We start from the raw sequence: 25,664 nt of genomic DNA on the forward strand, positions 1-25,664 counted from the left end.
GTCACGCGGCCTGGGGCGGTGCGGTGGATCGGTGCACATGGCCGGTGGGCGTGCGGGTTTCGACGGTGTGCCTTCCCGACGGGTCGGTGACGGTGCGGCTGGTCCAGCCGGTGGCTTCTTTGGCGTAGTTGCACGCCGCGCACAGTCCCTGCCCGTTGGCCAGGCTCGTGGGGCCACCTTTTGTGTGCGCGACGATGTGGTCGGTGTGGGCGATCGGTGCATCGCAGTACGGGGTGCGGCAGTACCGGTCGCGGGCGGCGATCACCTCCGCCAACCCCGCCGGGAACAACCTCGCCCGGGAATCCATTGCGACGACCGCTCCGGATTCCGGTTGCACGTACAGCCGTTTGACCCAGGCGACGGCGTTCGCGGTAGCTGTCCCGATCAGGTGGCGGGCGATCTCCGCCGGGAGTGTGCCGCCGCCCGCGAGATGCGCGGTGCCCGGCTGGTCACCGAGCAGCACCGCCGCCGGGATGGTGAGATTCACTGTGACCGGTTGGCCGGCTGCGGCGTCACGGCCGGTGAGACGCGCGAATGCGGTATCGGCCATGATTTGCGCCCGGCTCCGCACTTCCCCCGGAGCACCGAACACCCCGTCGGCTGCAGTTTTCAACGCCGCATACACCCCGACGGCCTGCGCGACCGGCAGCAGGATCGACACCCGCGCCATGCAATCCGGCGCCGGACGAATGGTGACTCGCCGGTCTTTCGCCGCCTGCCCGATCCGATCCACCGTGGCCCGCGCATCCAACCGGTACGCGGTCTCCCGCACTCGATCCTGCAGTCGCCGTAGCCCCAGCCCGGCAGCAGCGAAGGTCTCACCACACAGGGCGGAATCGGCCTCGGCTCGCAGTCGCGGTTCCAGATGCGAGAGACCGGAGATGATCACCTCCACCGCCTCCGGCGAGACATCCCCGTCGCGTAACCGTGCCGATGTGGCGGGCAGATCCGCCGCCAATACCCGAGCGCGGTTGAGCATGGAAGCGGCTCGATGCGGGGAGACCCGCAGCGCCAACCCGATCTCTGCCGCGACACCGGCCTCCCACCGATCCTGCGCGACACCGGCAGCGATCCGCTCACACACCCGCACCCGCAACAACTCCGCGATCAACCGATACTGATCGAAGACCACCCGCGCACGAGCCCGCTCCAACCCGGCAAGACCCGCAACCACACCACCGCCGACATCACCGCCATCCCCTGCGGCGGAACCGGATTCGTCTTCCTCATCCATACCCGAACACTACGACCACCCACTGACAAGTTTGTGCGGGAGCGGTACTCGTCGAGCGTGAGGTCTACGAATGGGAGATTCATGGTTTCGGTTGAGAGACAGATGGACCGGCGCCATCATGACTCATGGTGTTTGATTTCGTTGGTCCTCCGGGAGGTACCAGTCGGGGAGGGCCTCGGGCTGCAGGGCGGTGGTATCGCCCGGCCGGCTGAGGGTGATCACCGCCCGCTGAATCCACGGGAAGCCGTTGAGCTGGTCGGCGATCGAGGCCAGCCGTGCCGCCACATCGCTCTCGGGGAGCTCGCCCTCGACATCGACGGAGGCCACCAGGAAGAGCTTGTCGGCACCCACCCACTCCATGTACAAGAAGCTGACCCGGGACACGTCGGGGTGGGCCAGCAGCGCCGTCAGCGCGCGATTCCGCGCGAGGGGAGTGGCCACCTGCCCGGTGAGGAAGTCCATGTTGCGGCGGATCAGGAAGAGCGCGACGAACCCCAGCAGCAGGCCCACCAGGATCGACCCGATCGCATCCCACACCGGATTGCCAGTGATCTGGTGCAGCGCCATCGCCGACGCCGCGATCACGATGCCGATCAGCGCACTGAGATCCTCCGCGAACACCGAGCGCAGCACGGGATTCGAGGTGATCCGCACGTACCGCAGCGGATGCAGGAAGCGCTCCTGCGCACCCGCTTTCGTCTGCCGCACCGCCTGCACGAAGGAGATGCTCTCCAAGACGAAGGAGATCGCCAGCACCGCGTAGCCCCAGGTGTAATCCGCCGCCACCTCGGGCGCATTGAGCGAGGTGATGCCGTGCCATACCGACACCGCGGCGCCCACACTGAACAGGCCGAAGGCCGCGAACATCGACCACACGTAGCCGCTGCGACCGTAACCGAGCACGTGCGTGGCGTCGGCGGGCTTCTCGGCCCGCCGGGCGCCGATCAGTAGGAAGACCTCGTTGCCGGCGTCGGCCCACGAGTGCGCCGCCTCCGCCACCATCGCGGCGGAGCCCGTGATCCCCGCGGCCACCGATTTCGCGACCGCGATGAGCACGTTCGCGGCGAGGGCAACGAGCACCGTCACCAAGCTCTCCGAGGGCGCGTCGCCGTCCGCGGCTTCGCCGGGGGAGTCGTAGATCGATCGTCCGGAATCCGCGGTCATGGTCGAATGCTACGTCGGCACTCCCGAGAACTCTGCGCGATCGCAACTCCGGGCACCACCCGATGCGGGTAGGTTCTGAATCCGTGAGGTCACCAGCGCCGGGCACGGAGATCGAGCCCACCGTTCGCAGGAAGGGGCGCCGCTACGGCGGTGCGGACGCGGAGACCCGACAGGAGGCGCGACGCACCCGGATCGAGGAGGCGGCGCTCGAACTGTTCGCCTCGCGCGGGTACCGGCACACCACCGTCTCGGCGATCTGTGAGCGCGCGCGGGTGTCCCGGCGGCACTTCTACGAACTCTTCGACGACCGCGAGGCCGTGCTGCGCCACGTCTACGACCAGATCCAGGAACGCACCCGGGAGGCGGTGCTCGCCGCGATCGGCGATCACGTCCGCGACGCCGCCGGCTCCGCGGATCGGAGCGCGATCATCGTCGCCGCGCTCGACGCCTACATCGGTGCCCTGCTCGACGATCCGCGCAGCCTGCGGGTCGGCTTCGTGGAGGTCGTCGGCGTCAGCCCCGAATTCGAACAGCACCGGCTGGGTAACCGGCGGGAATGGGCCCAGCTCCTCCAGGGGGCCGCCGCCACCGCCGGTGCGCCGCCCACGCAGCCCTGGATGTACACCGCCTTCATCCCATCGGTGAACGAGTTCCTCATGGCCTGGTGGCAACACTCCGACGATCACACGGATCCGCACGACCTCGTCCAGATCCTCTCCTCCGTGCTCACCGCCCTGATCCGGGGCGCCGCCGGCCGCGACGACTGACCGCTACGCCACGCGGGTGCGATCAGGATTGGCGCGCACCGTTTTCAGCGACTTCTCGAGTTCCTTCTTCGAGGCGCCGTGAGCGGCCAGCCGGTTGAGCTTGTGGATCACGACGGGGCACTTCATGCACCGCGTCTTCTTACGGCAGCACTTCTTCTTGGGCTTGCTGCCCACGAGCTTGTGCGCCTTGGTCTTACCCATCTATGTAGGTTAGCGCAACCTAATGGCGAGATGCCAGCCGTCACACCCGGCGGCCACGATGCGGCTTCCCGGGGGTTGTGCCAGTAACCTGGTCACGACCAGGCGTGTGCGCACGCCCCCTTCATCGTGTCCGCGCGAGCTCGGCTCCCGCCGGCGCGGACGACCACCTCCAGGAGAACCACAGTGGCTCAGCCCAGTTTCCGCAACGTCGCCATCGTCGCGCACGTCGACCACGGGAAGACCACTCTCGTCGACGCCATGCTGCGGCAGTCGGGCGCGTTCGCAGAGCGCGAAGAGCCGACCGAGCGCGTGATGGACTCCGGTGAGCTGGAGAAGGAGAAGGGCATCACCATCCTGGCGAAGAACACGGCCGTGCACCGTGTGAACGCCGACGGCAGCACCACCGTGATCAACGTGATCGACACCCCGGGCCACGCCGACTTCGGTGGCGAGGTCGAGCGCGGCCTGTCCATGGTCGACGGTGTCGTCCTGCTGGTCGACGCCTCCGAGGGCCCGCTGCCGCAGACCCGCTTCGTGCTCCGCAAGGCGCTCGCCGCCTCGTTGCCCGTGATCCTCGTGGTGAACAAGACCGACCGCCCCGACGCCCGCATCGAGGAGGTCGTCACCGAGGCGCAGGACCTGCTGCTCGACCTCGCCTCCGATCTGTCGGACGAGGCCGCCGAGGCCGCCGAGCTCGCGCTCGAGCTCCCCGTGGTCTACGCCTCCGGCCGCGAGGGCAAGGCCAGCACCACCGCGCCCGCCAACGGTGAGGTCCCGGACGCCGAGAACCTCGACGAGCTCTTCCAGATCCTGCACGACAGCATTCCCGCCCCCAAGGGCAACGCGGACGCCCCGCTGCAGGCCCACGTCACGAACCTCGACGCCTCGGCCTTCCTCGGCCGCCTCGCGCTGGTCCGCATCCACAACGGCACCCTGCGCAAGGGCCAGACCGTGGCCTGGATGCGTGAGGTGGACGGCGAGCCCGTGATCACCAACGCGAAGGTCACCGAGTTGCTGGCCACCGAGGGTGTCCACCGCAAGCCCGCCGAGGAGGCCGTGGCCGGCGACATCGTGGCCGTCGCGGGCTTCCCCGAGATCATGATCGGCGACACCCTCGCCGACGTCGACAACCCCGTCGCCCTGCCGCGCATCACCGTCGACCAGCCCGCCATCTCGGTGACCATCGGCACCAACACCTCGCCGCTGGTCGGCAAGGTCTCGGGCCACAAGCTCACCGCCCGCATGGTGAAGTCGCGCCTCGATTCCGAGCTCATCGGCAACGTCTCGCTCAAGGTCCTCGACATCGGCAAGCCCGACCAGTGGGAGGTGCAGGGCCGCGGTGAGCTGGCGCTGGCCATCCTGGTCGAGCAGATGCGCCGCGAGGGCTTCGAGCTGACCGTGGGCAAGCCCCAGGTGGTCACGCAGAAGATCGACGGCAAGGTGCACGAGCCCTACGAGCACCTGACCATCGACGTGCCCGAGGAGTACCTCGGCTCGGTCACCCAGCTGCTGGCCAACCGCCGCGGCCGCATGGAGACCATGGCCAACCAGGGCACCGGCTGGGTCCGCATGGAGTTCGTCGTGCCCTCGCGCGGCCTGATCGGTTTCCGCACCGACTTCCTCACCGAGACCCGCGGCACCGGCATCGCCAACGCCGTCTTCCACGAGTACGCGCCGTGGGCCGGCGAGATCCGCGCCCGCCACACCGGCTCGCTGGTCTCCGACCGCCAGGGCACCGTGACCCCGTTCGCCATGATCCAGCTGGCCGACCGCGGCACCTTCTTCGTCGAGCCCGGCGCCGACACCTACGAGGGCATGGTCGTGGGCATCAACCCGCGCGCCGAGGACCTCGACATCAACGTCACCAAGGAGAAGAAGCTGACCAACATGCGTCAGTCCTCCGCCGACGTGATGGAGACCCTCGCCAAGCCCATCAAGCTGGAGCTCGAGGCGGCCATGGAGTTCTGCGCCGGCGACGAGTGCGTCGAGGTGACTCCCGAGGTTGTCCGGGTGCGTAAGGTGCACCTGAACGGCACCGAGCGCGCTCGTGAGCGCTCGCGCGCCAAGTCGCGCGACCAGTCCGCGGGCTGATCCGCCGCCCGACTACGGTGGTGTCGACGCCCCGGCCGTGAGGGTCGGGGCGACGAGCGTGCAGGAGGGAGCCGAAGGTGCGGCGACGGTCCTTGAGGGTGACGGTGACGTCCGCCCTCCTCGCGGCGACGCTCACCGGGTGCGTGGCGGATCCGCCACCCGCGGTCCCCGGCTCGGAGACCTCGGCCCCGCCGCAGGCGCCCGTGGTCAGCGGAGCCACCGTGCTCGTCGCGATCGACGGCCTCGGGGCGGGCTTCAATCCGCACCTCGCCTCCAACAGCTCGCCCGCCGCACGGGCCCTAGCCGCGATGACGCTGCCCAGCGTCTTCCGCGAGGCCAAGCGGCCCGACGGCCGCGTCGAGCTGGAGCAGAACACCGATCTGGTGCCCACGATCGAGCAGCCCACGCCCAAGCAGATCGTGTACACCATCCGGCAGGACGCCCAGTGGTCCGACGGTGCGCCGATCGCCGCGGAGGACTTCGTCTACCTGTGGGAGTCGATGATCACCGCCCCCGACACGGTCGGGTCGGCGCCGTACCGGCAGATCGAGTCGGTGCAGTCGGGCGCGGGCGGCAAGCGGGTGATCGTCACCCTCAAGGACGAACTGCCGGGCTGGCGCACCCTGTTCCAGAACCTGCTTCCCAGTCACCTCGTGAAGGGCTCGCCGGGCGGTTTCAACGGCGCCATGCGCGACCGGATCCCCGCTTCGGGCGCCGGCTACCTGGTCAAGAAGGTCGACGTGGCGCGCGATGAGGTCACCCTCGAACGCAACGACCGCTACTGGATGAACCCGTCCCGGGTGGAGCGCGTGGTGCTCCGCAAGGGCGGCAGCGACGCCCAGCTCGCGAACTCCGTGCGCACCGGCGACGTCCAGGTGGTGGCCGTGCACGGCGGACCGTCCTTGCTCGCGCAACTGACCTCGATCTACCAGGTCCGGGCCGCGGAACAGCCCGCGCCGCGCACCCTGTCGCTCACGTTGAACACCCGGTCGCCCTTCCTCACCGACGGTGCGGTGCGGCGCGCCCTGCTCGACGCGGTGAACGTGGATCTGCTCACCACGGTGGGGTCCAGCGGCGACACCGTGCGCCCGGCGCGGGCCCAGGTGCTGGCTCCGTCGGACCCCGGTTACGCGCCCACGATGCCGGTTCCGCCCGCGCCCGCCGACGCCAAGCGGCGGCTGGAGCAGGTGCTCGCCGGTGCCGGGTACACGCTGCAGAACGCCGCCATCCCGCCCAGCCAGAGCGTGCCGCCGACCCCCGCGCCGGCGCCCGTGACACCCGCCTCGCCGGTCCCGCCCACCAGCTCCGATCCGTCGGCGCTGCCGGTCCCGCCGTCACCGTCGCCGGGCCAGAACGTGCAGCAGTACGTGCGCGACGGGGTGCCCATGTTCCTGCGGATCGGCGTCCCGCAGGGCAGCCAGGAGGCCTTCGCCGTGGCCAGCAACCTGACCGATCAGCTGCGCGCCATGGGCGTCTTCGCCTCGGTCGTGATCCGCGAACCGCAGGTGCTCGCCGGGACCGCGCTGCTCGACGGGTCGGTCGACGCGGTGGTCGGATGGTCCGGACTGGCCCCCACCCCGGTGGAGCGGTTGGCGAGCCGGGTGGAGTGCCCGACACCGTCGGCGTCGAGCGGCGTGACGGTGACCGCGACCCCGAGCGCGCGGCCCTCGATCAGCACCGACCCGCAGGCCACCACCGTCGGCGGAAACCTCGCCGGCCTGTGCGATCCCGAGCTTCAGGGCCTCGCGCTCGACGGGCTGCGGGGCGGTCCCATCGATCTCGGCGCGATCGACGCCGCGCTGTGGTCCAAGGCCACCGTGCTGCCGATCCTGCAGGACATGACCCTGTCGGCGGTCAGTCCCACCGTGCAGGGCGTCACGCTCGACGGTCCGCCCGTGGACGGCGTCTTCACCGGGGTCGAGCGCTGGGAGCGCACCAAGTGACCAGGCGCCTGCTCCTGGTGCACGCGCATCCCGACGACGAGACGATCACCACCGGCGGCACCATCGCCCGCTATCTGGCCGAGGGCGCCGAGGTCACCGTGGTGACCTGCACGCTCGGTGAGGAGGGCGAGGTGATGGACCCGCCCTACGCGCAGCTGGTCGCCGATCAGGCGGATCAGTTGGGCGGCTACCGGATTAGTGAGATCACCGCCGCCCTCGCCGCCCTCAGTGCCCCCGGCGGGCCCGTGCTGCGGCCACGGTTCCTGGGCGGCGCGGGGCGCTGGCGCGACTCCGGGATGGCCGGGACACCCGCGGCCGAGCATCCCCGCGCCTTCGCGACGGCCGCCGCCGGAAGTGCGCCCGTGGCGGCGCTCGCCGAGATCATCCGGGCGGTGCGCCCGCAGGTGGTGGTGACCTACGACGAGGTGGGCGGCTACGGCCATCCCGACCACATCGCCGCGCACACCGTGACCACCGCGGCCGTCGCCGCGGCTGCGGAGCCCGGCGGCTCCGGCGAGCCCTGGGAAGTCGCGAAGCTGTACTGGACGGTGGCCGCCCGTCGGCAGATCGACGACGGTGTCGCCGCGCTCGCGGGCGCCGACCTCCCGCAGGACTGGCGGATCCCGGACAGCGCGTCCCTGCCCGCCCACGACGACGCCGCCGTCACCACCCGCATCGACGTCTCGGCCGTGGCCGAGCGCAAGATCGCCGCGCTGCGCGCGCACGCCACCCAGCTCACCGTCTCGGACGACGGGACCGCCCTCGCGCTCACCAACCTCATCGCGCAGCCGATCCTCACCGAAGAGGCCTTCATCCTGGTGCACGGAACGGCCGCACCCGGCGCCGACGGAGTCGAGCGGGACCTGTTCGCGGGGCTGCCGTGAACGACGCCCTCGATGTGCTCGCGTACATCGCCGCCGCCATCGGCGGCGCGGTGTGCGCGGTGGGCGCCACGATGTACCTGTACCTCTACGTGGGCGCCGTGCCCCTGCCGATCTCGGCGATCGGCTTCGGGGCGCTGCTGGCCGGGATCTCCGTCGCCTGCCGGCGGCTCGGGGGAGAGGCGCGTTTCGCTGCGATCCCGGTGATCGCATTCCTCGTCGTGGTGGTCGTCTTCCTGCTCGGAGGACCCGGGAACAGCATCATGTACACCGACTGGCGACTGCCGCTTCTGCTCGTTTGCGGAATCGGAATGCCGGTTGCAGCCGGATACCTGGCATCATCGGATGAGTGACGGACGCTGACACGCCGACTCCCGCGCTTCTGCCGATGCCCTCGGTCCCGAAGCGAACGGCGGAGCCGTACCAACCGACCCCCTCCGCGATGCGCCGTGCCCTGCGCCGCGCGCGCGACGGAGCCACCCTCAACGTGGACGAGGCGCAGGTCCTGCTCGCCGCCCGCGGCGACGATCTGACCGACCTGTGCCTCTCGGCGGCCCGGGTCCGCGACGCCGGGCTGCGCGAAGCCGGTCTCGTCGACGACGCCGGCGTGGGCCAGGTGACCTACTCCAAGAGCGTCTTCATCCCGCTCACCCGCCTGTGCCGCGACCGGTGCCACTACTGCACCTTCGTCACGGTCCCGGGCAAACTGGCCGCCGAGGGCCACGGCGCCTTCCTCGAACCCGACGAGGTGCTCGACATCGCCCGGCGCGGCGCGGAGTTGGGCTGCCAGGAGGCGCTCTTCACGCTCGGCGACCGTCCGGAGGACCGCTGGGAGGCGGCGCGGGTCTGGCTCGACGAGCGCGGCTACGACTCCACGCTGGACTACGTGCGCGCCATGTCGATCCGCGTGCTGGAGGAGACCGGCCTGCTGCCGCACCTGAACCCCGGCGTCACCAGCTGGGAGGAGCTCACGCGCCTCAAGCCGGTCTCGGCGTCGATGGGCATGATGCTCGAGACCACCTCGGAGCGGCTGTTCACCGAGAAGGGGCAGGCGCACTACGGATCGCCCGACAAGGACCCGGCCGTGCGGCTGCGGGTGCTGCAGGACGCCGGCCGCCTCTCCGTGCCGTACACCACCGGACTGCTGGTGGGGATCGGCGAGAACGAGCGTGAACGCGCCGAGTCGATCCTCGCCATCCGCAAGGTGCACAAGGCCTTCGGACACATCCAAGAGGTGATCATCCAGAACTTCCGCGCGAAGCCGGACACGGCGATGCGGAACGTGGCCGATCTCGGGCTCGACGAGTACCGCGCGACCATCGCCGTCACCCGCCTCGTGCTCGGACCGAAGATGCGCGTGCAGGCGCCGCCGAACCTCGTCTCCGGCGAGGAGTGCCGCCTGCTGCTGGAGGCGGGTATCGACGACTGGGGCGGCGTTTCGCCCGTCACCCCGGATCACGTGAACCCCGAACGGCCCTGGCCGGACCTCGATGCGCTCCGGAACCTCACCGCCGAAGCGGGTTTCGGATTGCAGCAGCGCCTCGCGGTGCACCCCGAGTACGTGCGCGCGGGCAGCCCGTGGATCGATCCCCGCGTCTCGCCGCACGTCACGGCCCTGTCCGATCCGGCCACCGGCCTCGCGAACCCCGAGGCCTTCCCGGTCGGCATCCCGTGGCAGGAGCCGGACGAGGAGTGGGCGTCGTCGGGCCGCGTGGACCTCAACACCGCCATCGACACCGACGGCCGGAACACCGAGACCCGCTCCGATCTGGGATCCGCCTTCGGTGACTGGGAATCCGTGCGCGAACAGGTGCTCTCGCTGTCGGCGCCGGAGAAGGTGGAGTCCGATGTGCTGTCCGCGTTGCGGGCGGCGGAGAAGAACCCGGGCGGGCTGTCCGACGATCAGTACCGGGCGCTGGCCTACGCCGAGGGCGACGGCCTGGAAGCCCTGGTGGCCCTTGCCGATCAGCTGCGCAAGGACACCGTCGGCGAGACCGTGACCTACGTGGTCAACCGGAACATCAACTTCACCAACATCTGCTACACCGGCTGCCGGTTCTGCGCCTTCGCGCAGCGCAAGGGCGACGCCGATGCCTTCACCCTGTCGATGAAGGAGGTGGCCGACCGCGCCGAGGAGGCGTGGCAGGTGGGCGCCACCGAGGTCTGCATGCAGGGCGGTATCGACCCCGATCTGCCGGCCACCGGCTACGCCGATCTGGTGCGCGCGGTGAAGCAGCGGGTGCCGGGGATGCACGTGCACGCCTTCAGCCCGATGGAGATCGTCAACGGTGCGGCGCGCTCCGGCGAGTCGGTGCGGGACTGGCTGATCGGCCTGCGGGAGGCGGGTCTGGACACCATCCCCGGCACCGCGGCCGAGATCCTCGACGACGAGGTGCGGTGGGTGCTCACCAAGGGCAAGCTGCCCACGTCGGCGTGGATCGACGTGGTGACCACCGCCCACGAGGTGGGGATCCGCTCCAGCTCGACGATGATGTACGGCCACGTCGACAACCCCGCGCACTGGGTGACGCACCTGAACGTGCTCAAGGGCATCCAGGACCGCACCGGCGGCTTCACCGAGTTCGTGCCGCTGCCCTTCGTGCACCAGAGCGCCCCGCTGTACCTCGCGGGCGCCGCCCGTCCCGGGCCCACCAAGCGCGACAACCGCGCGGTGCACGCCCTGGCGCGGGTGATGTTGCACGGCCGTATCGAGCACATCCAGACGTCATGGGTGAAACTGGGTACCGCGGGCACCCAGGCCATGCTGCAGGGCGGCGCGAACGACCTGGGCGGCACGCTCATGGAGGAGACGATCTCCCGGATGGCGGGTTCGTCGCACGGATCGGAGAAGACGGTGGCTGAATTGCACGCGATCGCCAACGGCATCGGGCGCCCGGCGCGCGAGCGCACCACGACGCACGCCCAGCGGGGTGCCGCGTGAACGCGCTGGAGCCGCAGGGCGGCGCGGTGACCGGTGATGTCACCGATCTGGAGTTGGCGCGCACGGTCGGCGTCTTCGTCACCGTGACCCGTCCCGCGGTGGTGAGCGCGCGTTTCGTCTCCACGCTGGCGGGGCTCACCCCGATCCCGGTCGTCAACGGCTACCTGCGCCGCGACTCCGACGGGCGTTCGCGCTGGTGGGTGATCCCGGTCGGCGCCGTGACCACGGTCGCCGTGGCATGGCCGAACGCGCTGGGATTCGTGGCCCGCGTGCTGCCGCTGCAGCCCTACCTGGGGTTCGCCAACCAGACCATCGTGGTGGTCGGCGTGGCGGGCGAGCACGGCATCACCGAGATGTCGGAGCAGATCGACCTGGTGGCCCGCGTGCTCGCCCGACGGCAGATCGACGCCCGCTCGCTGCTCGGCGAGAATCCCGGGTGGAACGAGCTGGTGCCCGTCCGCGAGACCACAGATCGGCTCCGCGGCGGCATCGGCTCCGCGATCGGTGCCGTGCGCGAGGTGGTGCACACCGTGAAGTCGGCGCGCTCGGCGCTCGACGCGCGGCCGCGTCCCGCCTCCACCTTCGACAAACTCAGCAAGCTGCCCGTGGTCGGCGCGTTCGCCGGCTACGTGGGCGAGTTCGCGACGCTGCGCACCGTCGAATCCCGCGCCTCGGACGGTGCGAAGATCCTCGGCCTGGAGGCCGTGCTCTCCGGCTCCTCCACTGCGGTGGAGCCGGAGAAGGACTGACTCAGGAGATCAGGCCGACGACGGTGGCGCTGAGGAACGAGACCAGCGTGGCACCGTAGAGCAGCTTGAGGCCGAACTTGGCGATCTGGTCGCCCTGATCGGGTGCCAGCGACTTGGCGGCGCCGGCGATGATGCCGATCGAGCTGAAGTTGGCGAAGGAGACCAGGAAGGTCTGCACGATCGCGGTCGCGCGTTCGCTCAGCACCACCGCGCCCTCGCCGGACGGGTTCTGCGGTGTGAACGACATCATCGCCACGAACTCGTTGCTCACCAGCTTGGTCGCCATGATCTGGCCCGCCTGTACGCACTCGCCCCACGGGACGCCGGTGAGCCACGCCAGGGGCGCGAAGACGTGTCCCAGCACCTCCTGGAAGGTGGTGCCGCCGAAGACCCAGGCGAACAGGCCGTTGACGAGGGCGAGCAGCGCGACGAAGCCGATCAGCATGGCCGCCACCGTGAGCGCGACCTTGGCGCCGTCCATGATGTACTCGCCGAGCATCTCGAAGAAGGACTGCTTCTTCTGCTCCGGTGCGGCGAAGACGTCGTCCTCGGGCGCCACCTCGTAGGGGTTGAGCAGCGAGACCACGATGAAGGCGCCGAACAGGTTGAGCACGATGGCGGCCACCACGTACCGCGGTTCGATCATCGTCATGTAGGCACCGACGATCGACATCGACACCGTCGACATCGCCGACGCGGACAGCGTGTACAGGCGGTTCGGCGGGAGAGTCGGCAGGATCTTCTTGATCGCGATGAAGTTCTCCGACTGGCCGATGATGGCCGAGCTCACCGAGTTGAAGGACTCCAACTTCGGCATGCCCGTGATCTTCGACAGCCCGAGGCCGAGGTACTTGATGATCAGCGGCAGCAGCTTGGTGAACTGCAGGATGCCGATGAGTGAGGAGACCACGATGATCGGCAGCAGCACGTTCATGAAGAACGGCACGCCGAACTCGTCCGTCTTGTAGTCGACGAGGCCGCCGAAGACGAACGTGGTGCCCTCGTGGGCGAACGCGAGCAGATTCTTGAAGCCGCGTGCGAGCCAGTCGATCACGGTCTGACCGACCGGAGTCTTGAGCATGACCAGGCCCAGGACGAATTGGATCGCGATCATCCCGAGGATGTACGGCGCCTTCTTCTTGAGCATGGCGACGTTTCGCGTAGGCAGGTACGCGAGCAGGAGGAACACGATGAGACCGAACACACCGACGATTACGTGCACCGGTGAATGAAATCACACGTCGGCAGGTTAGGCGACACTTCTTTGTGACTTGTTCCAGCGGCCAGGAATACTGTCGGTAGGTCTCGACGTGTCCGAAGGAGTGATCAGGTGACGTACACCATCGCAGAGCCCTGTGTGGATGTGCTCGACAAGGCGTGCATCGAGGAGTGCCCGGTCGACTGTATCTATGAGGGCAACCGGATGCTGTACATCCAGCCGGACGAGTGCGTCGACTGCGGTGCGTGCGAGCCGGTGTGCCCCGTCGAGGCGATCTTCTACGAGGACGACGTCCCCGACGAGTGGTCCGAGTACGTGACCGCCAACATCGATTTCTTCAACGAGGTCGGCTCGCCCGGCGGCGCCGCCAAGACCGGCAAGATCGATTACGATCACCCGTTCATCAAGGCCCTGCCGCCGATGAACACCGAGCACTAGCGTGCCGCGCATTCCGCTCGCCTCCCGGCTGCCCGACTTCCCCTGGGACACTCTGGCCGCCGCGAAGGCGCGGGCGGCGGCGCATCCGGACGGGATCGTCGACCTGAGTGTCGGCACCCCCGTCGATCCGGTCGCCGAGCCGATCCGACGGGCCCTGTACGAGGGTTCGGCCTTCCCGGGGTACCCGGCCACCATCGGCACCCCGGAACTCCGCCAGGCGGCCGCTGGCGCTCTGGAACGGCGGTACCGTTCCGTGGCGCTGCCCGAGTCGGCCATCCTGCCGGTGATCGGCACGAAGGAGGCCATCGCGCAGCTGCCCTCGGGTCTCGGCCTCGGCGCCGGCGACACGGTGGTGATCCCCGAGGTCGCGTACCCCACCTACGAGGTGGGTGCGCTGCTGGCCGGAGCGACGCCGGTACGGGCCGACGGGACCGCCCAGCTCGGCCCCGAGAACCCGGCCCTGGTCTTCGTGAACTCGCCGTCGAATCCCACCGGCAAGGTGCTGGGCGTCGATCACCTGCGCAAGGTGGTGCAGTGGGCCCGTGAGCGCGATGTGATCGTGGCCTCCGACGAGTGCTATCTCGGATTGGCCTGGGACGCCGAGCCCGTCTCGATCCTCGATCCGCGGGTGTCCGACGGCGATCTCACCGGGCTCATCGCGATCCACTCGCTGTCGAAAACCTCGAACCTGGCCTCGTACCGGGCGGGCTTCTTCGCGGGCGATCCGCAGCTGATCGCCGATCTGGCCGCGGTGCGCAAGCACGCCGGCGCGATCGTCCCGTTCCCGGTGCAGGCCGCGATGACCTACGCCCTGTCGGTGGACGAGCACGAGGCGGAGCAGCGGGCCCGTTACGCCGCCCGCCGCTCGGTGCTGCTGGACGCGGTGCGCGGCGCGGGCTTCACGGTGGACGATTCGGAGGCCGGGCTGTACCTCTGGTCCACCCGCGACGAGGCCTGCCGGGACACCGTGGACTGGTTCGCCGAGCGGGGAATCCTGGTGGCGCCCGGCGAGTTCTACGGCCCGCGGGGCGCACGGCACGTGCGGATCGCGCTCACGGCCACCGACGAGCGCATCGCCGCCGCGGCGCAGCGCCTGTCCTGATGACCATCTCGGGGGTCTCCGCCGCCTGGCGGCCGGAGATCGCCCGCATGCTGGAGCAGGCGGCACGAGCGGGGGAGATCTCCTTCACCGAGGTGGTCGCCGAGAACCTCGATCCCTCGGCCCTGCCCGCGGATCTGCTCACGCTGGCAGGCCTGGGGGTCACGGTGATCCCGCACGGTGTGACACTGGGGCTCGCGGGCGCCGATCTGCCCGATCCGGAGCGGTTGCGGCGCCTCGCCGATCTCGCGGTCGCGTTCGACGCACCGCTGGTGAGCGAGCACGTGGCCTTCGTCCGGGCGGGCGAGGTGGGCACCGACGACGAGGAGGCGCCGCACGCCGCGGTGCTGGAGGCCGGACATCTGATGCCGGCGCCGCGCACGGCCGAATCCCTCGCCGTGCTGGTGGAGAACGTGCGCGCGGCGCAGGCGGCGCTGCCGGTGCCCCTGGCACTGGAGAACATCGCGGCCCTGTTCGCCTGGCCCGAGGACGATTACGACGAGCCCACCTACCTGCGGGAACTGGTCGACCGCACGGGGGTGGGCCTGGTGCTCGACCTGGCGAACCTGTACGCCTCGTGCCTGGCGCGGGGGCTCGATCCGCTCGCTGAGCTGCGCCGATACCCGCTCGAAGCGGTGGCCTACGTGCATATCGCGGGTGGCCGGTTCGACGGTGAGCTGTACCTCGACACCCACGCCGACCCGATTCGTCCGGAAGTTCTGGAACTGCTGGCCGCCTGGCGAGATTCACAGCCTGCTCTTGGGTGTGTTTCCGCAGGTCAGGGCTACGTTCCCGGAGTGTTGCTGGAACGAGATGAATCCGTGATCGAATCCGCCGTCCGGCACGAGATGCTAACGCTGCGAGAGGTTCTCGCTATCGACTGACGGAGGTGCTGACATGAGCGCTCTCTTCGTTGTTGTGCCGGTTCTCCTCGTCACCGCGTTCGCGGTGACCGCTGTGGTGGCACTGGCAGTGACCCGAACACCCAAGAGCGTCAAGAAGGCTCGGCGCGCCGCGAAGCTCGGAGCCGGCGGCGACGGCGTGGCCTGGATGTTCGGTGGCGGCGACTCCGGCGGGCACTCCGGTGGCGGCCACTCCTGCGGCGGTGGAAGCTCCTGCGGTGGTGGCGGAGGTTGCGGTGGTGGCGGCGGCGGGTGCTGACCCGATAGGTCGATACTGTGAACCAGGAGGTACCTAAATGGAGATCTTCGCAATCATCGTGGTGGTACTGCTCGTGGTCGGGCTCGTATCCGCGACCTCGGGCGGTAACAAAGGCAAGGGCGGCAAGCGTCGTCGCTCCGGCGGAGGCTCGTCGAGCAGTGATTCCTCCTCGTCGTGGTTCTTCGCCGGCGGCAGTGCCGGTGCCGCGGACTCCGCCCATCACGGGCACGACACGGGAACGAACTGCAGCGCGAGCAACTGCAGTGCGAGCAGCTGCAGTTCGAGCAGCTGCGGCGGGTCCAGCGGCTGCAGCTCCAGCAGTTCGAGCAGCTGTGGTTCCTCCTGAGGCGCGCGAGCGCCTGCGCCGGCGTCAGGCCGATGTGCTCGACGACCTGTTGTCGGGTCGCGTGCCGCGCGGATTCGATTCCCGCGGAGCGGCTCTGACGTCCAGAGTGCTCGCCGTCAAGCGCGCGGGTTCGGCCGGCCGGGCGTGCCCGCAGTTGCGGTCGCTCCCCACCTGGCCGCACGGCTTCCTCGACTACGCGGCGGGCCACCCGAAGGCCGACTGCTCCGCCCACGATGCGCGGGCCTACATCGCCTGGCTGCGCGCCGAGGGCAGCGCGGATGAGCGGGCGTGGGTGGCCGTCGAGACCGTCCGCAGCGGCGCGCGGCGATGGGCGATCTCCCGGGGCCGGCCGGTGGTCCGCGTCGGTGGCCGCGTCTTCGGCGCGCGGTGACGCCGGCGCACCGAGCGCGCCCGCGATGTGTGACGTCGTGAGCACCGACCGATCCAGTACGCTATTGCAAAAAGAGTGTCATTACGGTTGGTCGAGGTGTTGAGCGTGTGGGACCGGGGAGTTCGCCCGATGGTGGTCATGGTGCTGGCGGTGCTGCTGGCCGGAGCCGGGCTGTGGTTCGCGGAGGCGAAGCTGCTGCAGAGCCGACCGGACATCGGCGGGCGCGCCGTCGCGGCACACGACCTGCCGCTGGGCAGCCTGGTCGGCCTCACCGTCTCGGAGGCCATGGATGTGATCGGCGCCCCGAGTGAGCACATCGCCGCGGAGCCACGGATCGTCCCGTTGAACGCCCGGACCCGGGTTGCGACGGCGCACATCTCCGCGGCGTGTTTCACGCCGCAGACCCGGCAACTGTCGATCGAGGTCGCCAACCGCGATCAGTTGTCCTCCGACGACTGGCGCAGCGCCAAGCGGGGTGACGCCCCGTACCGGGTCGACCGACTCCGGAAGGTGACCCGCTGCACCGTCACATCGCCGGTGGGCCTGGTCCCGATCAGCGCGTGACGCGCAGCCTCAGTTCTTGTGCAGGGCGGCGTTGAGCTCGACGCCCTCGCTCTTCCACGGCACCACCTCGACGGCGCCGGTCACCGAGTTCCGCCGGAACAGCAGGTTCGATCGTCCGGCCAGCTCGCGGGCCTTGATCTGGGTGCCGTCGGGGCCGGTGACCTTGGTGCCGGCGGTGAGGTAGAGCCCCGCCTCCAGCACGCAGTCGTCGCCGAGCGGGATGCCCAGGCCGGAGTTCGCGCCCAGCAGGCAGCGCTCACCGAGCTTGATGATCTCCTTGCCGCCACCGGACAGGGTGCCCATGGTGGAGGCGCCGCCGCCCACGTCGGAGTGATCGCCGATCACCACGCCCGCGGAGATGCGGCCCTCGACCATCGCGGTACCGAGCGTGCCGGCGTTGAAGTTCACGAAGCCCTCGTGCATCACGGTGGTGCCCTCGGCGAGGTGGGCGCCGAGCCGCACGCGGTCGGCGTCGCCGATGCGCACGCCGGTGGGCAACACGTAGTCCACCATGCGCGGGAACTTGTCCAGCGAGTACACGGTCACCTGGCCGCGCTTGCGCAGCGCCGCGCGCACCAGCTCGAACCCGGCGGGGGAGCACGGGCCGAAGTTCGTCCACACCACGTTCGCCAGCAGCCCGAACTGGCCGTCCAGGCTCAGCCCGTGCGGCTGCACGAGCCGGTGGCTCAGCAGGTGCAGGCGCAGGTACACGTCGTGGGCGTCGACCGGCGCGGCGGAGAGGTCGGCGATCGTGGTCTTCACGACGACCAGGCGTACCTTGCGATCGGCATCGGTTCCCGCGAGCGCGGTGAGCTCCGCGGGGGCGCCGGCGGGATCCTGTTCGGTCCCGGTCGTGCCCGCACCGTCGGTCAGCTCCGGCGCGGGGAACCAGGTGTCGAGCACCGTTCCGTCGTCGGTGATGGTGGCCAGTCCGTATGCAACAGCTCCGCGATTCGTCACCCGCTCAGCGTACTGGGAGGGGTCATCCGGGCGCGGCCCCAGGCGAGGCGCGCGAGCGTGCCGGGTGCCGACGGCGGCCTCGTGCTGCGAGATCGAGAAGTTCGGATACCGTGCGTTGAGTGACCACGACCCTCGACCCGGCCAAGCTCGCCAACCGCATCGACGACGCCGTCGACGATGGAGACCTCACCGAGGTCTCGTCGCTGATCGCACCGTTGAACTCGCATGATCTCGCCGATGTCCTGGAACGCCTGAACCGCAAGGACCGCGCCGTCGTCTTCCGGCTGCTCGCGAAGGACGAGGCGCTCTCCGTCTTCGAATCGCTCGATGCGCCGCTGCAGGGCGAGCTGATCCACGACCTCCAGGACGAGCAGGTCACCGGCCTGTTCGCCGAACTCGACCCGGACGACCGGGTGACGCTGCTCGACGAGCTCCCGGCCACCGTCGCCGCCCGGCTGCTGCAGGGCCTCCCCGAGAGCGAACACGCCGCCACCGCGGCGCTGCTCGGGTATCCGCAGGGTTCGGTCGGCCGCGAGATGACGCCCGAGTTCGTCTCGGTCCACCCCGAGGACACCGCCGAGCAGGCGCTGGCGGAGGTCCGGGCCCACATCGACGAGGTGGAGACCATCTACGGCATCCCCGTGGTGGGACCGGGCCGGATCCTGGTGGGCATCGTCGGGCTCCGCGGCCTGATGCGCAGCGCCCCCGAGACGCCGGTCCGCGACATCATGAACATCGCCGGCACCGCGAACGCCAGGGAGTCGGCCGAGGACGCCGCCCGACGGTGCGCCGAACAGCGCCTGCTGGTGATGCCCATCGTCGACGATGAGCACCGGCTGGTGGGCATCCTCACGGTCGACGACGCCCTGCGCATCCTCGAGGAGGCGGAGAGCGAGGACGCAGCGCGCCAGGGCGGTGTGGAGCCGCTGAACCGGCCGTACCTCTCGACTCCGGTGCGCACGCTGGTGCGTTCGCGCGTGGTGTGGCTGCTGGTGCTCGCGATCGGCGCGACGCTCACCGTGAAGGTGCTGTCGGTCTTCGAGGACAGCCTGCAGGAGATGGTGGTGCTCTCGCTGTTCGTGCCGCTCATCATCGGCACCGGCGGGAACACCGGCAACCAGGCCGCCACCACCGTGACCCGCGCGCTCGCCCTCGGCGACATCACCACCCGCGACGTGATGCGCGTGCTGGGCCGGGAGATCCGCGTGGGCGCCACCCTGGGCCTGATCCTCGGCGGCCTCGGCACCGTGATCGCCGGCGTGCTGTTCGGCACCGACGTGGGCCTGGTGATCGGCGCCACCCTGTTCGGCGTGTGCACCATGTCGGCCACCGTCGGCGGCCTCATGCCGATCGTCGCGAAATCGATCGGCGTCGACCCCGCGGTCTTCTCCAACCCGTTCATCAGCACCTTCGTCGATGCGACGGGCCTGATCCTGTACTTCCTCATCGCCAAGGCGATCCTCGGGATCTGAGCACTACCCTGAGGGGGTGACTCTCGAACTCGCCGCCGACCCGATCGACCTCACCGCCGCGCTGGTGGACATCCCCAGCGTCAGCCACGACGAGGAACGCATCGCGAACGAGGTGGAGGCAGCGCTGCGCGCGCTGGCGGGTTTCGAGGTGCTCCGCGTGGGCAACAACGTGCTGGCCCGCACCAATCGCGGACTGCCGCAACGGGTCATGTTGGCCGGGCACCTCGACACCGTGCCGATCGCCGATAACGTGCCCAGCCGCCTCGAGGGCGGCGTGCTGCACGGCTGCGGCACCGTGGACATGAAGAGCGGGGACGCCGTCTTCCTGCACCTGGCCGCCACGATGGCCGAACCGGCCTACGATCTGACGCTGATCTTCTACGAATGCGAGGAGATCTCCTCGGAGTTCAACGGCCTGGGCCGGATCGAGCGCGAACTGCCGCAGTGGCTGCAGGCCGATGTCGCGATCCTCGGCGAGCCCTCGGGTGGGCTCATCGAAGCGGGCTGCCAGGGCACCATCCGGCTGCGGATCAGCGCGTCCGGGACGCGTGCGCACAGTGCCCGGTCGTGGCTGGGCGACAACGCGATCCACAAGCTGGGCCCGCTCCTCACCGCCCTCCAGGGGTACACCGCGCGCACCGTCGACATCGACGGCTGCGAGTACCGCGAGGGGCTCTCGGCGGTGAAGATCTCCGGCGGTGTCGCGGGCAACGTGGTGCCCGACGAGGCCTTCGTCGACGTCAACTTCCGGTTCGCGCCGGACCGCACCGTCGACGAGGCGGTGGCGCACGTCCGTGAGGTGCTCGCCGCTCCCATCGCCGACGGCGGGCTCACCGTCGAGATCACCGACGCCGCGCCCGGCGCCCTGCCCGGTCTCGCGGCCCCCGCGGCGGCGAAGCTGGTCGCGGCGGCCGGCGGCCGGTTCCGCGCCAAGTACGGGTGGACCGATGTCTCGCGCTTCGCCGCGCTCGGGATTCCGGCGGTGAACTTCGGCCCGGGCGATCCGAACTACGCCCACAAGCGCGACGAACAGGTCGAGACGGCGCAGATCACCGAGGTGGCCGCCGTGCTGCGCGCCTTCCTCGCTGGGTAGGTTGTGCGTCATGGTCGCCGATAAGAAGCCCTCCGAGGAGCACTACCTGCGCTACCGCGGCCCCGTCCGGGTCCAGGGCGCCGCCGCCACCGAGTCATCGACCACCGATCAGCGTCTCCTCGAGAACGCGGACGACGCCGACTGGTTGCACCGCGACCCCTGGCGAGTGATGCGCATCCAGGCCGAGTTCGTCGAGGGCTTCGGGGCGCTCGCCGAACTGCCCACCGCCGTCACGGTCTTCGGGTCGGCGCGCACCAAGCGCGACTCCGCCGAATACGCGCTCGGCCGCGAGCTCGGTGCGGGTCTGGCGCGGGCCGGTTTCGCCGTGATCACCGGCGGCGGCCCCGGGGCGATGGAGGCCGCGAACCGCGGCGCCAAGGACGCCGACGGACTGTCCGTGGGCCTCGGCATCGAGCTGCCCTTCGAACAGGGCCTCAACGACTGGGTCGACCTCGGCATCAACTTCCGCTACTTCTTCGTGCGCAAGACGATGTTCGTGAAGTACTCGCAGGCCTTCGTGTGCCTGCCCGGCGGCTTCGGCACGCTGGACGAGCTGTTCGAGGCGCTCACCCTGGTGCAGACCCGGAAGGTGACGCGCTTCCCGATCGTGCTGCTGGGGTCGGCGTACTGGGGCGGCCTCGTCGACTGGATCCGTGGCACGCTCACCGACGAGGGCATGATCTCGCCGGGAGACGGCGAGCTGATCACCGTCACCGATTCGGTCGACGAGGCGATCGACATCATCGTGGCGGCCCACAAGGCGCTCGACGCCGAAACCCACGAGGAGAACCGCCTGTGACGGCCATCGCCGTGTTCTGCGCCTCACGCGCCGTCCCCGACGAGTACATCCGGCTGGCCCACGAGGTGGGAGCCGGCATCGCCGCCGGCGGCGACACCCTGGTGTGGGGCGGCGGCCACGTCTCGATGATGGGCGCCGTCGCGCACTCCGCCCGCGACGGCGGCGCACACACCCTCGGCGTGATCCCGACGGCGCTGGTCGACCGGGAGGTGGCCGACCACGGCGCCGACGAGCTGCTGGTGGTGGACACGATGCGCGAGCGCAAGCAGCTCATGGACGACAACGCCGAGGCCTTCCTGGTGCTCCCCGGCGGCGTGGGCACGCTGGAGGAGTTCTTCGAGGCGTGGACCGCGGGCTATTTGGCGATGCACGACAAGCCCGTGGTGGTGCTCGATCACGACGGTTTCTACGCCCCGCTGCTGGACTGGATCGACCAGCTCGCGGCGCGCGGATTCGTCGGTGACGCGGCCCTGGCCCGATTGCACCGTGCGACCGGCGTCACCGACGCGCTCGACGCCTGCCGGGGCCGGACAACCCCCGGGTAAGATCGCGGCCGTGAATTCCGCGCACAAGAACACCACCGTCGGACTGACCGATCTGGCCAAGGGCATCCGGCTGCTGGTGCCGGATCTGCCGCTCCTGGTCAAGGAGGGGCCGTCCATCCTGCTGCGGTCGCAGAACAGCAAGGAGACCATCGGCACGGTGTTCCAGAAGCGCGCCGCGAAGAACCCTTCGCGCGACTTCCTGCGGTTCCACGGCGAGGGCATCAGCTACGGCGAGGCCAACGCCACCGTGAACACCTACGCACGGGTGCTGCAGCAGCGCGGCGTCAAGGTGGGCGATGTGGTGGGCGTGGTCATGCACAACCACCCGCAGATGGTGCTGGTGATGCTGGCCATCGTGAAGGTGGGCGCCACCGCCGGCCTGGTGAACTACAACCAGCGCGGCTCCGTGCTGGCGCACAGCCTGAACATCCTGGACACCGGCACGATCGTCACCGACGAGGAGGACCTCGAGGCCTTCGACTCGCTGGACGCGGCGGATAAGCCGGCCGACGGGGTGCTGCTCACCGTCGAGGATCTCGCCAAGCAGGCCCGCGAGGTGCGCACGCAGGATCCGTCGGCCATCGAGAACCCCGCCGTCACCGCGACGCTGCCGGCGAGCACCCGCGCCTTCTACGTCTTCACCTCGGGCACCACCGGGATGCCCAAGGCGTCGATCATGACCCACTACCGCTGGCTCAAGGGCATGTCGGGCTTCGGTGCGACCGCCGTCCGGATGCGCGGCGACGACGTCATGTACTGCCCACTTCCGCTGTACCACAACAACGCTGCGCTCGTCGCCCTCGGCTCGGTGCTGGTCTCGGGTGCCACGCTGGCGGTGGGCCGCAAGTTCTCGGCGTCGAAGTTCTGGGACGAGGCCAACGAGAACTCGGCCACGATGTTCATCTACATCGGCGAGATCTGCCGGTACCTGCTCAACCAGCCGGCCAAGCCCAGCGACCGGTCGAACACCATCCGCGTCGCGGCCGGCAACGGCATGCGGCCCGAGATCTGGAGCGAGTTCCAGGAGCGCTTCGGCATCGAGCGGATCATGGAGTTCTACGCGGCCAGCGAGACCAACATCGCCTTCGTCAACGTCTTCAACATCGAGGGCACCGTGGGCCTGTGCCCACTGCCGCACGCCGTGGTCGAGTACGACATCGATACCGCCGGCCCGCTGCGCGACGCCAAGGGCCGGCTCACTCGGGTGAAGAAGGGCCAGAACGGCCTGCTGCTCACCAAGATCACCAAATCGGCGCCCTTCGACGGCTACACCGACGGTAAGGCCAACGACGCCAAGCTGATCCGCGACGGCTTCAAGGACGGCGACGTCTGGTTCAACACGGGCGACGTGGTCACCAACCAGGGCTTCGATCACATCGCCTTCGTCGATCGGCTCGGCGACACCTTCCGCTGGAAGGGCGAGAACGTGGCCACCACCGAGGTGGAGGGCGCGCTCGACGAGGCCGATCAGGTGGAGGGCGCCATCGTCTACGGCATCGCGATCCCCGGCGCCGACGGCAAGGCCGGCATGGCCGCGGTGAAGCTGGCGCAGGGCTGGGACTTCGACGGCGGTGTGCTCGCCACCGAACTGCGGGACCGGCTGCCCGGCTACGCGATTCCGCTCTACGTGCGGCTGGTGCCCAGCCTGGAGGTCACCTCGACGTTCAAGAGCCTCAAGGGTGATCTGCGCAAGGAGGGCTTCGCCGACACCGGCGACGATCCGCTGTACGTCTTCGTCGGCGGTGCGGACGGTTACGTGCCCGCCTACGACGGGTACGCGGACGACGTCGCGGCGGCCAAGGTTCCGGATCTGCGGAACTGACGTGGCCGCCCCGTCGGTGCGGCCCACGCTCTGCGGTCGCCCCGTGCCCACGGACCGGGCCCTGGTGATGGCGATCATCAATCGCACCCCGGATTCCTTCTACGACCGCGGCAGCTACTTCGCCGTGGACGCCGCGCTGGAGCGGGTGGACGCCGCCGTCGCCGAGGGCGCGGATGTGGTGGACGTGGGCGGGGTCAAGGCCGGCCCGGGACAGACGGTGGATGCGGCGGAGGAGATCGCGCGCACCGTCCCCTTCATCGCCCAGGTCCGCGAGCGGCATCCGGACCTGCTGATCAGCGTGGACACTTGGCGATCCGCGGTGGCCGAGGCGGCGGTGGACGCCGGTGCCGACCTCATCAACGACACCTGGGCGGGCGCCGATCGCGACCTGCCCCGAGTGGCCGCCGCGACGGGAGCGGGCCTGGTGTGTTCGCACACGGGCGGTGCCGTCCCGCGGTCGCGGCCCTATCGGGTCGGCTACCCCGATGTGGTGACCGAGGTGCGCGAGCATCTCGTCGCGGCGGCGGACGCGGCCTTCGCCGCCGGCGTGCGCGAGGACGGCATCGTGATCGATCCGACGCACGATTTCGGGAAGAACACGCACCACGGGCTCGCGCTGCTGCGACACCTGGACGGCCTCGTGGACACCGGCTGGCCGGTGCTGATGGCCTTGTCCAACAAGGACTTCATCGGCGAGACCCTGGACGCCGGACTGGAGGAGCGAGTGGCGGGCACGCTGGCCGCCACCGCGCTCGCGGCGCGCGACGGTGCCCGGATGTTCCGGGTGCATCAGGTGGCGGACACCCGCCGCGTGGTCGAGATGGTGGCCGCGATCGACGGCTCCCGTCCGCCTGCGCGCGTGGTGCGGGGTCTGGCGTGAGCGCCTCCGAGCGGATCGTCGAACAGCCCACCTGGACGATCGAGCAGCTGGTCGCGGCGAAGGCCGGGCGCACGGTCTCCGTGGTGCTGCCCGCGCTCAACGAGGAGGGCACCGTCGGGGATGTGGTGGCGACGATCGCCCCGCTCGTGGGCACCCTGGTCGACGAGCTGATCGTGCTGGACTCGGGGTCCACCGATGCGACCGCCGAACGCGCCCGGTCGGCCGGCGCCACGGTGATCTCGCGTGAGGACGCGGTACCCGGGCTGGCGCCGGTGGCGGGCAAGGGCGAGGCGCTGTGGCGCGGCGTGGCCGCGTCGTCGGGCGATGTGATCGCGTTCATCGACTCCGATCTGATCGAACCCGATCCGCAGTTCGTGCCGCGCCTGCTGGGGCCGCTGCTGTTCGGTACCGGCGTGCACCTGGTCAAGGCGTACTACCGGCGGCCGCTGCGGGTGTTCAAGGCCGGCGAGGACCCGACGGGCGGCGGCCGGGTGACCGAGTTGGTGGCCCGCCCGGTTCTCGCGGCCCTGCGACCGGAGCTGACCGAGATCATCCAGCCCCTGGGCGGCGAGTACGCGGGGACCCGCGAGTTCCTCGCCTCGGTGCCCTTCGCGCCCGGGTACGGCGTGGAGATCGGGCTGCTGCTCGATGCCCACGCCCGGTACGGCCTGGCAGGGATCGCCCAGGTGAACCTCTCGGTGCGCAAACACCGCAATCGCGATCTGCGCGATCTCGGCGTGATGAGCCGGCAGATCCTGGGAACGGCGTTGCGGCGCTGCGGCGTCGCCGATTCGGGGGTGGGGATCACGCAGTACCTGGTGCAGGCGGGTCCGGACGACCGCTTCACCGCCGTGACCACCGACGTCGATCTGGAGGACCGTCCGCCCGTCGACTCCCTCTGAGA

25 protein-coding genes are annotated in these 25,664 nt (G+C 69.9%); 20 read left to right on the forward strand and 5 right to left on the reverse strand.

Annotated elements, in window-relative coordinates; translation table 11 throughout:
- Position 1 precedes the first annotated feature (1 nt).
- Together ABD108_RS19370 and ABD108_RS19375 are read right to left on the reverse strand one after the other, a co-directional pair.
- A complete protein-coding gene (locus ABD108_RS19370) occupies positions 2 to 1,234 on the reverse strand; it encodes an HNH endonuclease (RefSeq protein WP_343931131.1) in 1,233 nt (410 codons plus the stop codon).
- A 123-nt stretch (positions 1,235 to 1,357) separates the two neighbouring features.
- Positions 1,358 to 2,398, reverse strand: a complete 1,041-nt coding sequence (locus ABD108_RS19375; RefSeq protein WP_255585692.1) for a cation diffusion facilitator family transporter — start codon at positions 2,396 to 2,398, stop codon at positions 1,358 to 1,360.
- Positions 2,399 to 2,481: 83 nt separating this feature from the next.
- Here ABD108_RS19375 and ABD108_RS19380 point away from each other — a divergent pair, with 83 nt between their 5' ends.
- A complete protein-coding gene (locus ABD108_RS19380; protein WP_220658268.1) occupies positions 2,482 to 3,165 on the forward strand; it encodes a TetR/AcrR family transcriptional regulator in 684 nt (227 codons plus the stop codon).
- Between the two features lie 3 nt (positions 3,166 to 3,168).
- Here ABD108_RS19380 and ABD108_RS19385 read toward each other — a convergent pair whose 3' ends face one another.
- The gene (locus tag ABD108_RS19385) at positions 3,169 to 3,366 is read right to left on the reverse strand and encodes a hypothetical protein (protein ID WP_220658269.1); all 198 of its coding nucleotides are present in this window, start codon (positions 3,364 to 3,366) and stop codon (positions 3,169 to 3,171) included.
- Between the two features lie 183 nt (positions 3,367 to 3,549).
- Between ABD108_RS19385 and typA the strand changes: the two genes are divergently transcribed.
- The 6 genes from typA (at position 3,550) to ABD108_RS19415 (ending at position 11,971) form a co-directional block, all read left to right on the forward strand.
- The gene (typA, locus tag ABD108_RS19390; RefSeq protein WP_220658270.1) at positions 3,550 to 5,457 is read left to right on the forward strand and encodes a translational GTPase TypA; all 1,908 of its coding nucleotides are present in this window, start codon (positions 3,550 to 3,552) and stop codon (positions 5,455 to 5,457) included.
- 104 nt (positions 5,458 to 5,561) lie between these two features.
- Positions 5,562 to 7,400: an ABC transporter family substrate-binding protein gene (locus ABD108_RS19395; protein WP_220658271.1), complete on the forward strand. Its 1,839-nt coding sequence runs from the start codon at positions 5,562 to 5,564 to the stop codon at positions 7,398 to 7,400.
- Positions 7,397 to 8,284, forward strand: coding sequence for an N-acetyl-1-D-myo-inositol-2-amino-2-deoxy-alpha-D-glucopyranoside deacetylase (gene mshB / locus ABD108_RS19400; RefSeq protein WP_343931132.1), 888 nt, complete (start codon positions 7,397 to 7,399; stop codon positions 8,282 to 8,284). The genes ABD108_RS19395 and mshB overlap by 4 nt, the downstream gene beginning before the upstream one ends.
- The gene (locus ABD108_RS19405; RefSeq protein ID WP_305112732.1) at positions 8,281 to 8,634 is read left to right on the forward strand and encodes a hypothetical protein; all 354 of its coding nucleotides are present in this window, start codon (positions 8,281 to 8,283) and stop codon (positions 8,632 to 8,634) included. Before mshB ends, ABD108_RS19405 begins: the two co-directional genes overlap by 4 nt.
- 35 nt (positions 8,635 to 8,669) lie before the next feature.
- On the forward strand, positions 8,670 to 11,222 hold the full coding sequence (locus ABD108_RS19410; protein ID WP_343931206.1) for a bifunctional FO biosynthesis protein CofGH: 2,553 nt from the start codon (positions 8,670 to 8,672) through the stop codon (positions 11,220 to 11,222).
- The gene (locus ABD108_RS19415; RefSeq protein WP_220658274.1) at positions 11,219 to 11,971 is read left to right on the forward strand and encodes a hypothetical protein; all 753 of its coding nucleotides are present in this window, start codon (positions 11,219 to 11,221) and stop codon (positions 11,969 to 11,971) included. Before ABD108_RS19410 ends, ABD108_RS19415 begins: the two co-directional genes overlap by 4 nt.
- A 1-nt stretch (position 11,972) precedes the next feature.
- Here the strand turns inward: ABD108_RS19415 and ABD108_RS19420 are convergent, their stop codons facing one another.
- On the reverse strand, positions 11,973 to 13,193 hold the full coding sequence (locus tag ABD108_RS19420) for a NupC/NupG family nucleoside CNT transporter (protein WP_343931133.1): 1,221 nt from the start codon (positions 13,191 to 13,193) through the stop codon (positions 11,973 to 11,975).
- 108 nt (positions 13,194 to 13,301) lie between these two features.
- On the opposite strand from ABD108_RS19420, the gene fdxA reads away from it, so the two are divergent.
- The 6 genes from fdxA to ABD108_RS19450 all read left to right on the forward strand — a co-directional run bounded on the left by fdxA (position 13,302) and on the right by ABD108_RS19450 (position 17,189).
- Positions 13,302 to 13,628, forward strand: a complete 327-nt coding sequence (fdxA, locus tag ABD108_RS19425) for a ferredoxin (protein WP_220658276.1) — start codon at positions 13,302 to 13,304, stop codon at positions 13,626 to 13,628.
- A gap of 1 nt (position 13,629) precedes the next feature.
- Positions 13,630 to 14,730: a succinyldiaminopimelate transaminase gene (gene dapC / locus ABD108_RS19430; protein ID WP_305112726.1), complete on the forward strand. Its 1,101-nt coding sequence runs from the start codon at positions 13,630 to 13,632 to the stop codon at positions 14,728 to 14,730.
- Positions 14,730 to 15,611, forward strand: a complete 882-nt coding sequence (locus tag ABD108_RS19435) for a multinuclear nonheme iron-dependent oxidase (protein WP_343931134.1) — start codon at positions 14,730 to 14,732, stop codon at positions 15,609 to 15,611. Before dapC ends, ABD108_RS19435 begins: the two co-directional genes overlap by 1 nt.
- A gap of 13 nt (positions 15,612 to 15,624) precedes the next feature.
- Positions 15,625 to 15,888: a hypothetical protein gene (locus ABD108_RS19440; protein WP_220658615.1), complete on the forward strand. Its 264-nt coding sequence runs from the start codon at positions 15,625 to 15,627 to the stop codon at positions 15,886 to 15,888.
- Positions 15,889 to 16,220: 332 nt separating this feature from the next.
- Positions 16,221 to 16,625 carry an SCO6045 C-terminal-like domain-containing protein gene (locus ABD108_RS19445; RefSeq protein ID WP_220658280.1) on the forward strand — a complete coding sequence of 135 codons (405 nt, stop codon included), beginning with the start codon at positions 16,221 to 16,223 and terminating at the stop codon, positions 16,623 to 16,625.
- Positions 16,626 to 16,730: 105 nt separating this feature from the next.
- Positions 16,731 to 17,189 (forward strand): hypothetical protein, encoded by a 459-nt coding sequence (locus ABD108_RS19450; protein ID WP_220658281.1) that lies wholly within the window; start codon positions 16,731 to 16,733, stop codon positions 17,187 to 17,189.
- A gap of 9 nt (positions 17,190 to 17,198) precedes the next feature.
- Here the strand turns inward: ABD108_RS19450 and dapD are convergent, their stop codons facing one another.
- The gene (gene dapD / locus ABD108_RS19455) at positions 17,199 to 18,149 is read right to left on the reverse strand and encodes a 2,3,4,5-tetrahydropyridine-2,6-dicarboxylate N-succinyltransferase (protein WP_343931135.1); all 951 of its coding nucleotides are present in this window, start codon (positions 18,147 to 18,149) and stop codon (positions 17,199 to 17,201) included.
- A 119-nt stretch (positions 18,150 to 18,268) separates the two neighbouring features.
- Here dapD and mgtE point away from each other — a divergent pair, with 119 nt between their 5' ends.
- The 7 genes from mgtE (at position 18,269) to ABD108_RS19490 (ending at position 25,662) form a co-directional block, all read left to right on the forward strand.
- On the forward strand, positions 18,269 to 19,621 hold the full coding sequence (gene mgtE / locus ABD108_RS19460) for a magnesium transporter (protein WP_220658283.1): 1,353 nt from the start codon (positions 18,269 to 18,271) through the stop codon (positions 19,619 to 19,621).
- Positions 19,622 to 19,637: 16 nt separating this feature from the next.
- Positions 19,638 to 20,714, forward strand: coding sequence for a succinyl-diaminopimelate desuccinylase (gene dapE, locus ABD108_RS19465; RefSeq protein WP_343931136.1), 1,077 nt, complete (start codon positions 19,638 to 19,640; stop codon positions 20,712 to 20,714).
- A gap of 10 nt (positions 20,715 to 20,724) precedes the next feature.
- Positions 20,725 to 21,513: an LOG family protein gene (locus tag ABD108_RS19470; RefSeq protein WP_220658285.1), complete on the forward strand. Its 789-nt coding sequence runs from the start codon at positions 20,725 to 20,727 to the stop codon at positions 21,511 to 21,513.
- Positions 21,510 to 22,058, forward strand: a complete 549-nt coding sequence (locus tag ABD108_RS19475) for an LOG family protein (RefSeq protein ID WP_343931137.1) — start codon at positions 21,510 to 21,512, stop codon at positions 22,056 to 22,058. Before ABD108_RS19470 ends, ABD108_RS19475 begins: the two co-directional genes overlap by 4 nt.
- Before the next feature lie 10 nt (positions 22,059 to 22,068).
- Positions 22,069 to 23,880: a long-chain-acyl-CoA synthetase gene (locus ABD108_RS19480; RefSeq protein ID WP_220658287.1), complete on the forward strand. Its 1,812-nt coding sequence runs from the start codon at positions 22,069 to 22,071 to the stop codon at positions 23,878 to 23,880.
- 67 nt (positions 23,881 to 23,947) lie between these two features.
- Complete coding sequence (folP, locus tag ABD108_RS19485) at positions 23,948 to 24,760, forward strand: dihydropteroate synthase (RefSeq protein ID WP_255585769.1); 813 nt, start codon at positions 23,948 to 23,950, stop codon at positions 24,758 to 24,760.
- Positions 24,757 to 25,662, forward strand: coding sequence for a glucosyl-3-phosphoglycerate synthase (locus ABD108_RS19490; RefSeq protein ID WP_220658288.1), 906 nt, complete (start codon positions 24,757 to 24,759; stop codon positions 25,660 to 25,662). The genes folP and ABD108_RS19490 overlap by 4 nt, the downstream gene beginning before the upstream one ends.
- Positions 25,663 to 25,664: the final 2 nt, after the last annotated feature.

It is taken from the genome of Tsukamurella strandjordii, from assembly GCF_039525985.1.
GTDB lineage: Bacteria > Actinomycetota > Actinomycetes > Mycobacteriales > Mycobacteriaceae > Tsukamurella > Tsukamurella strandjordii.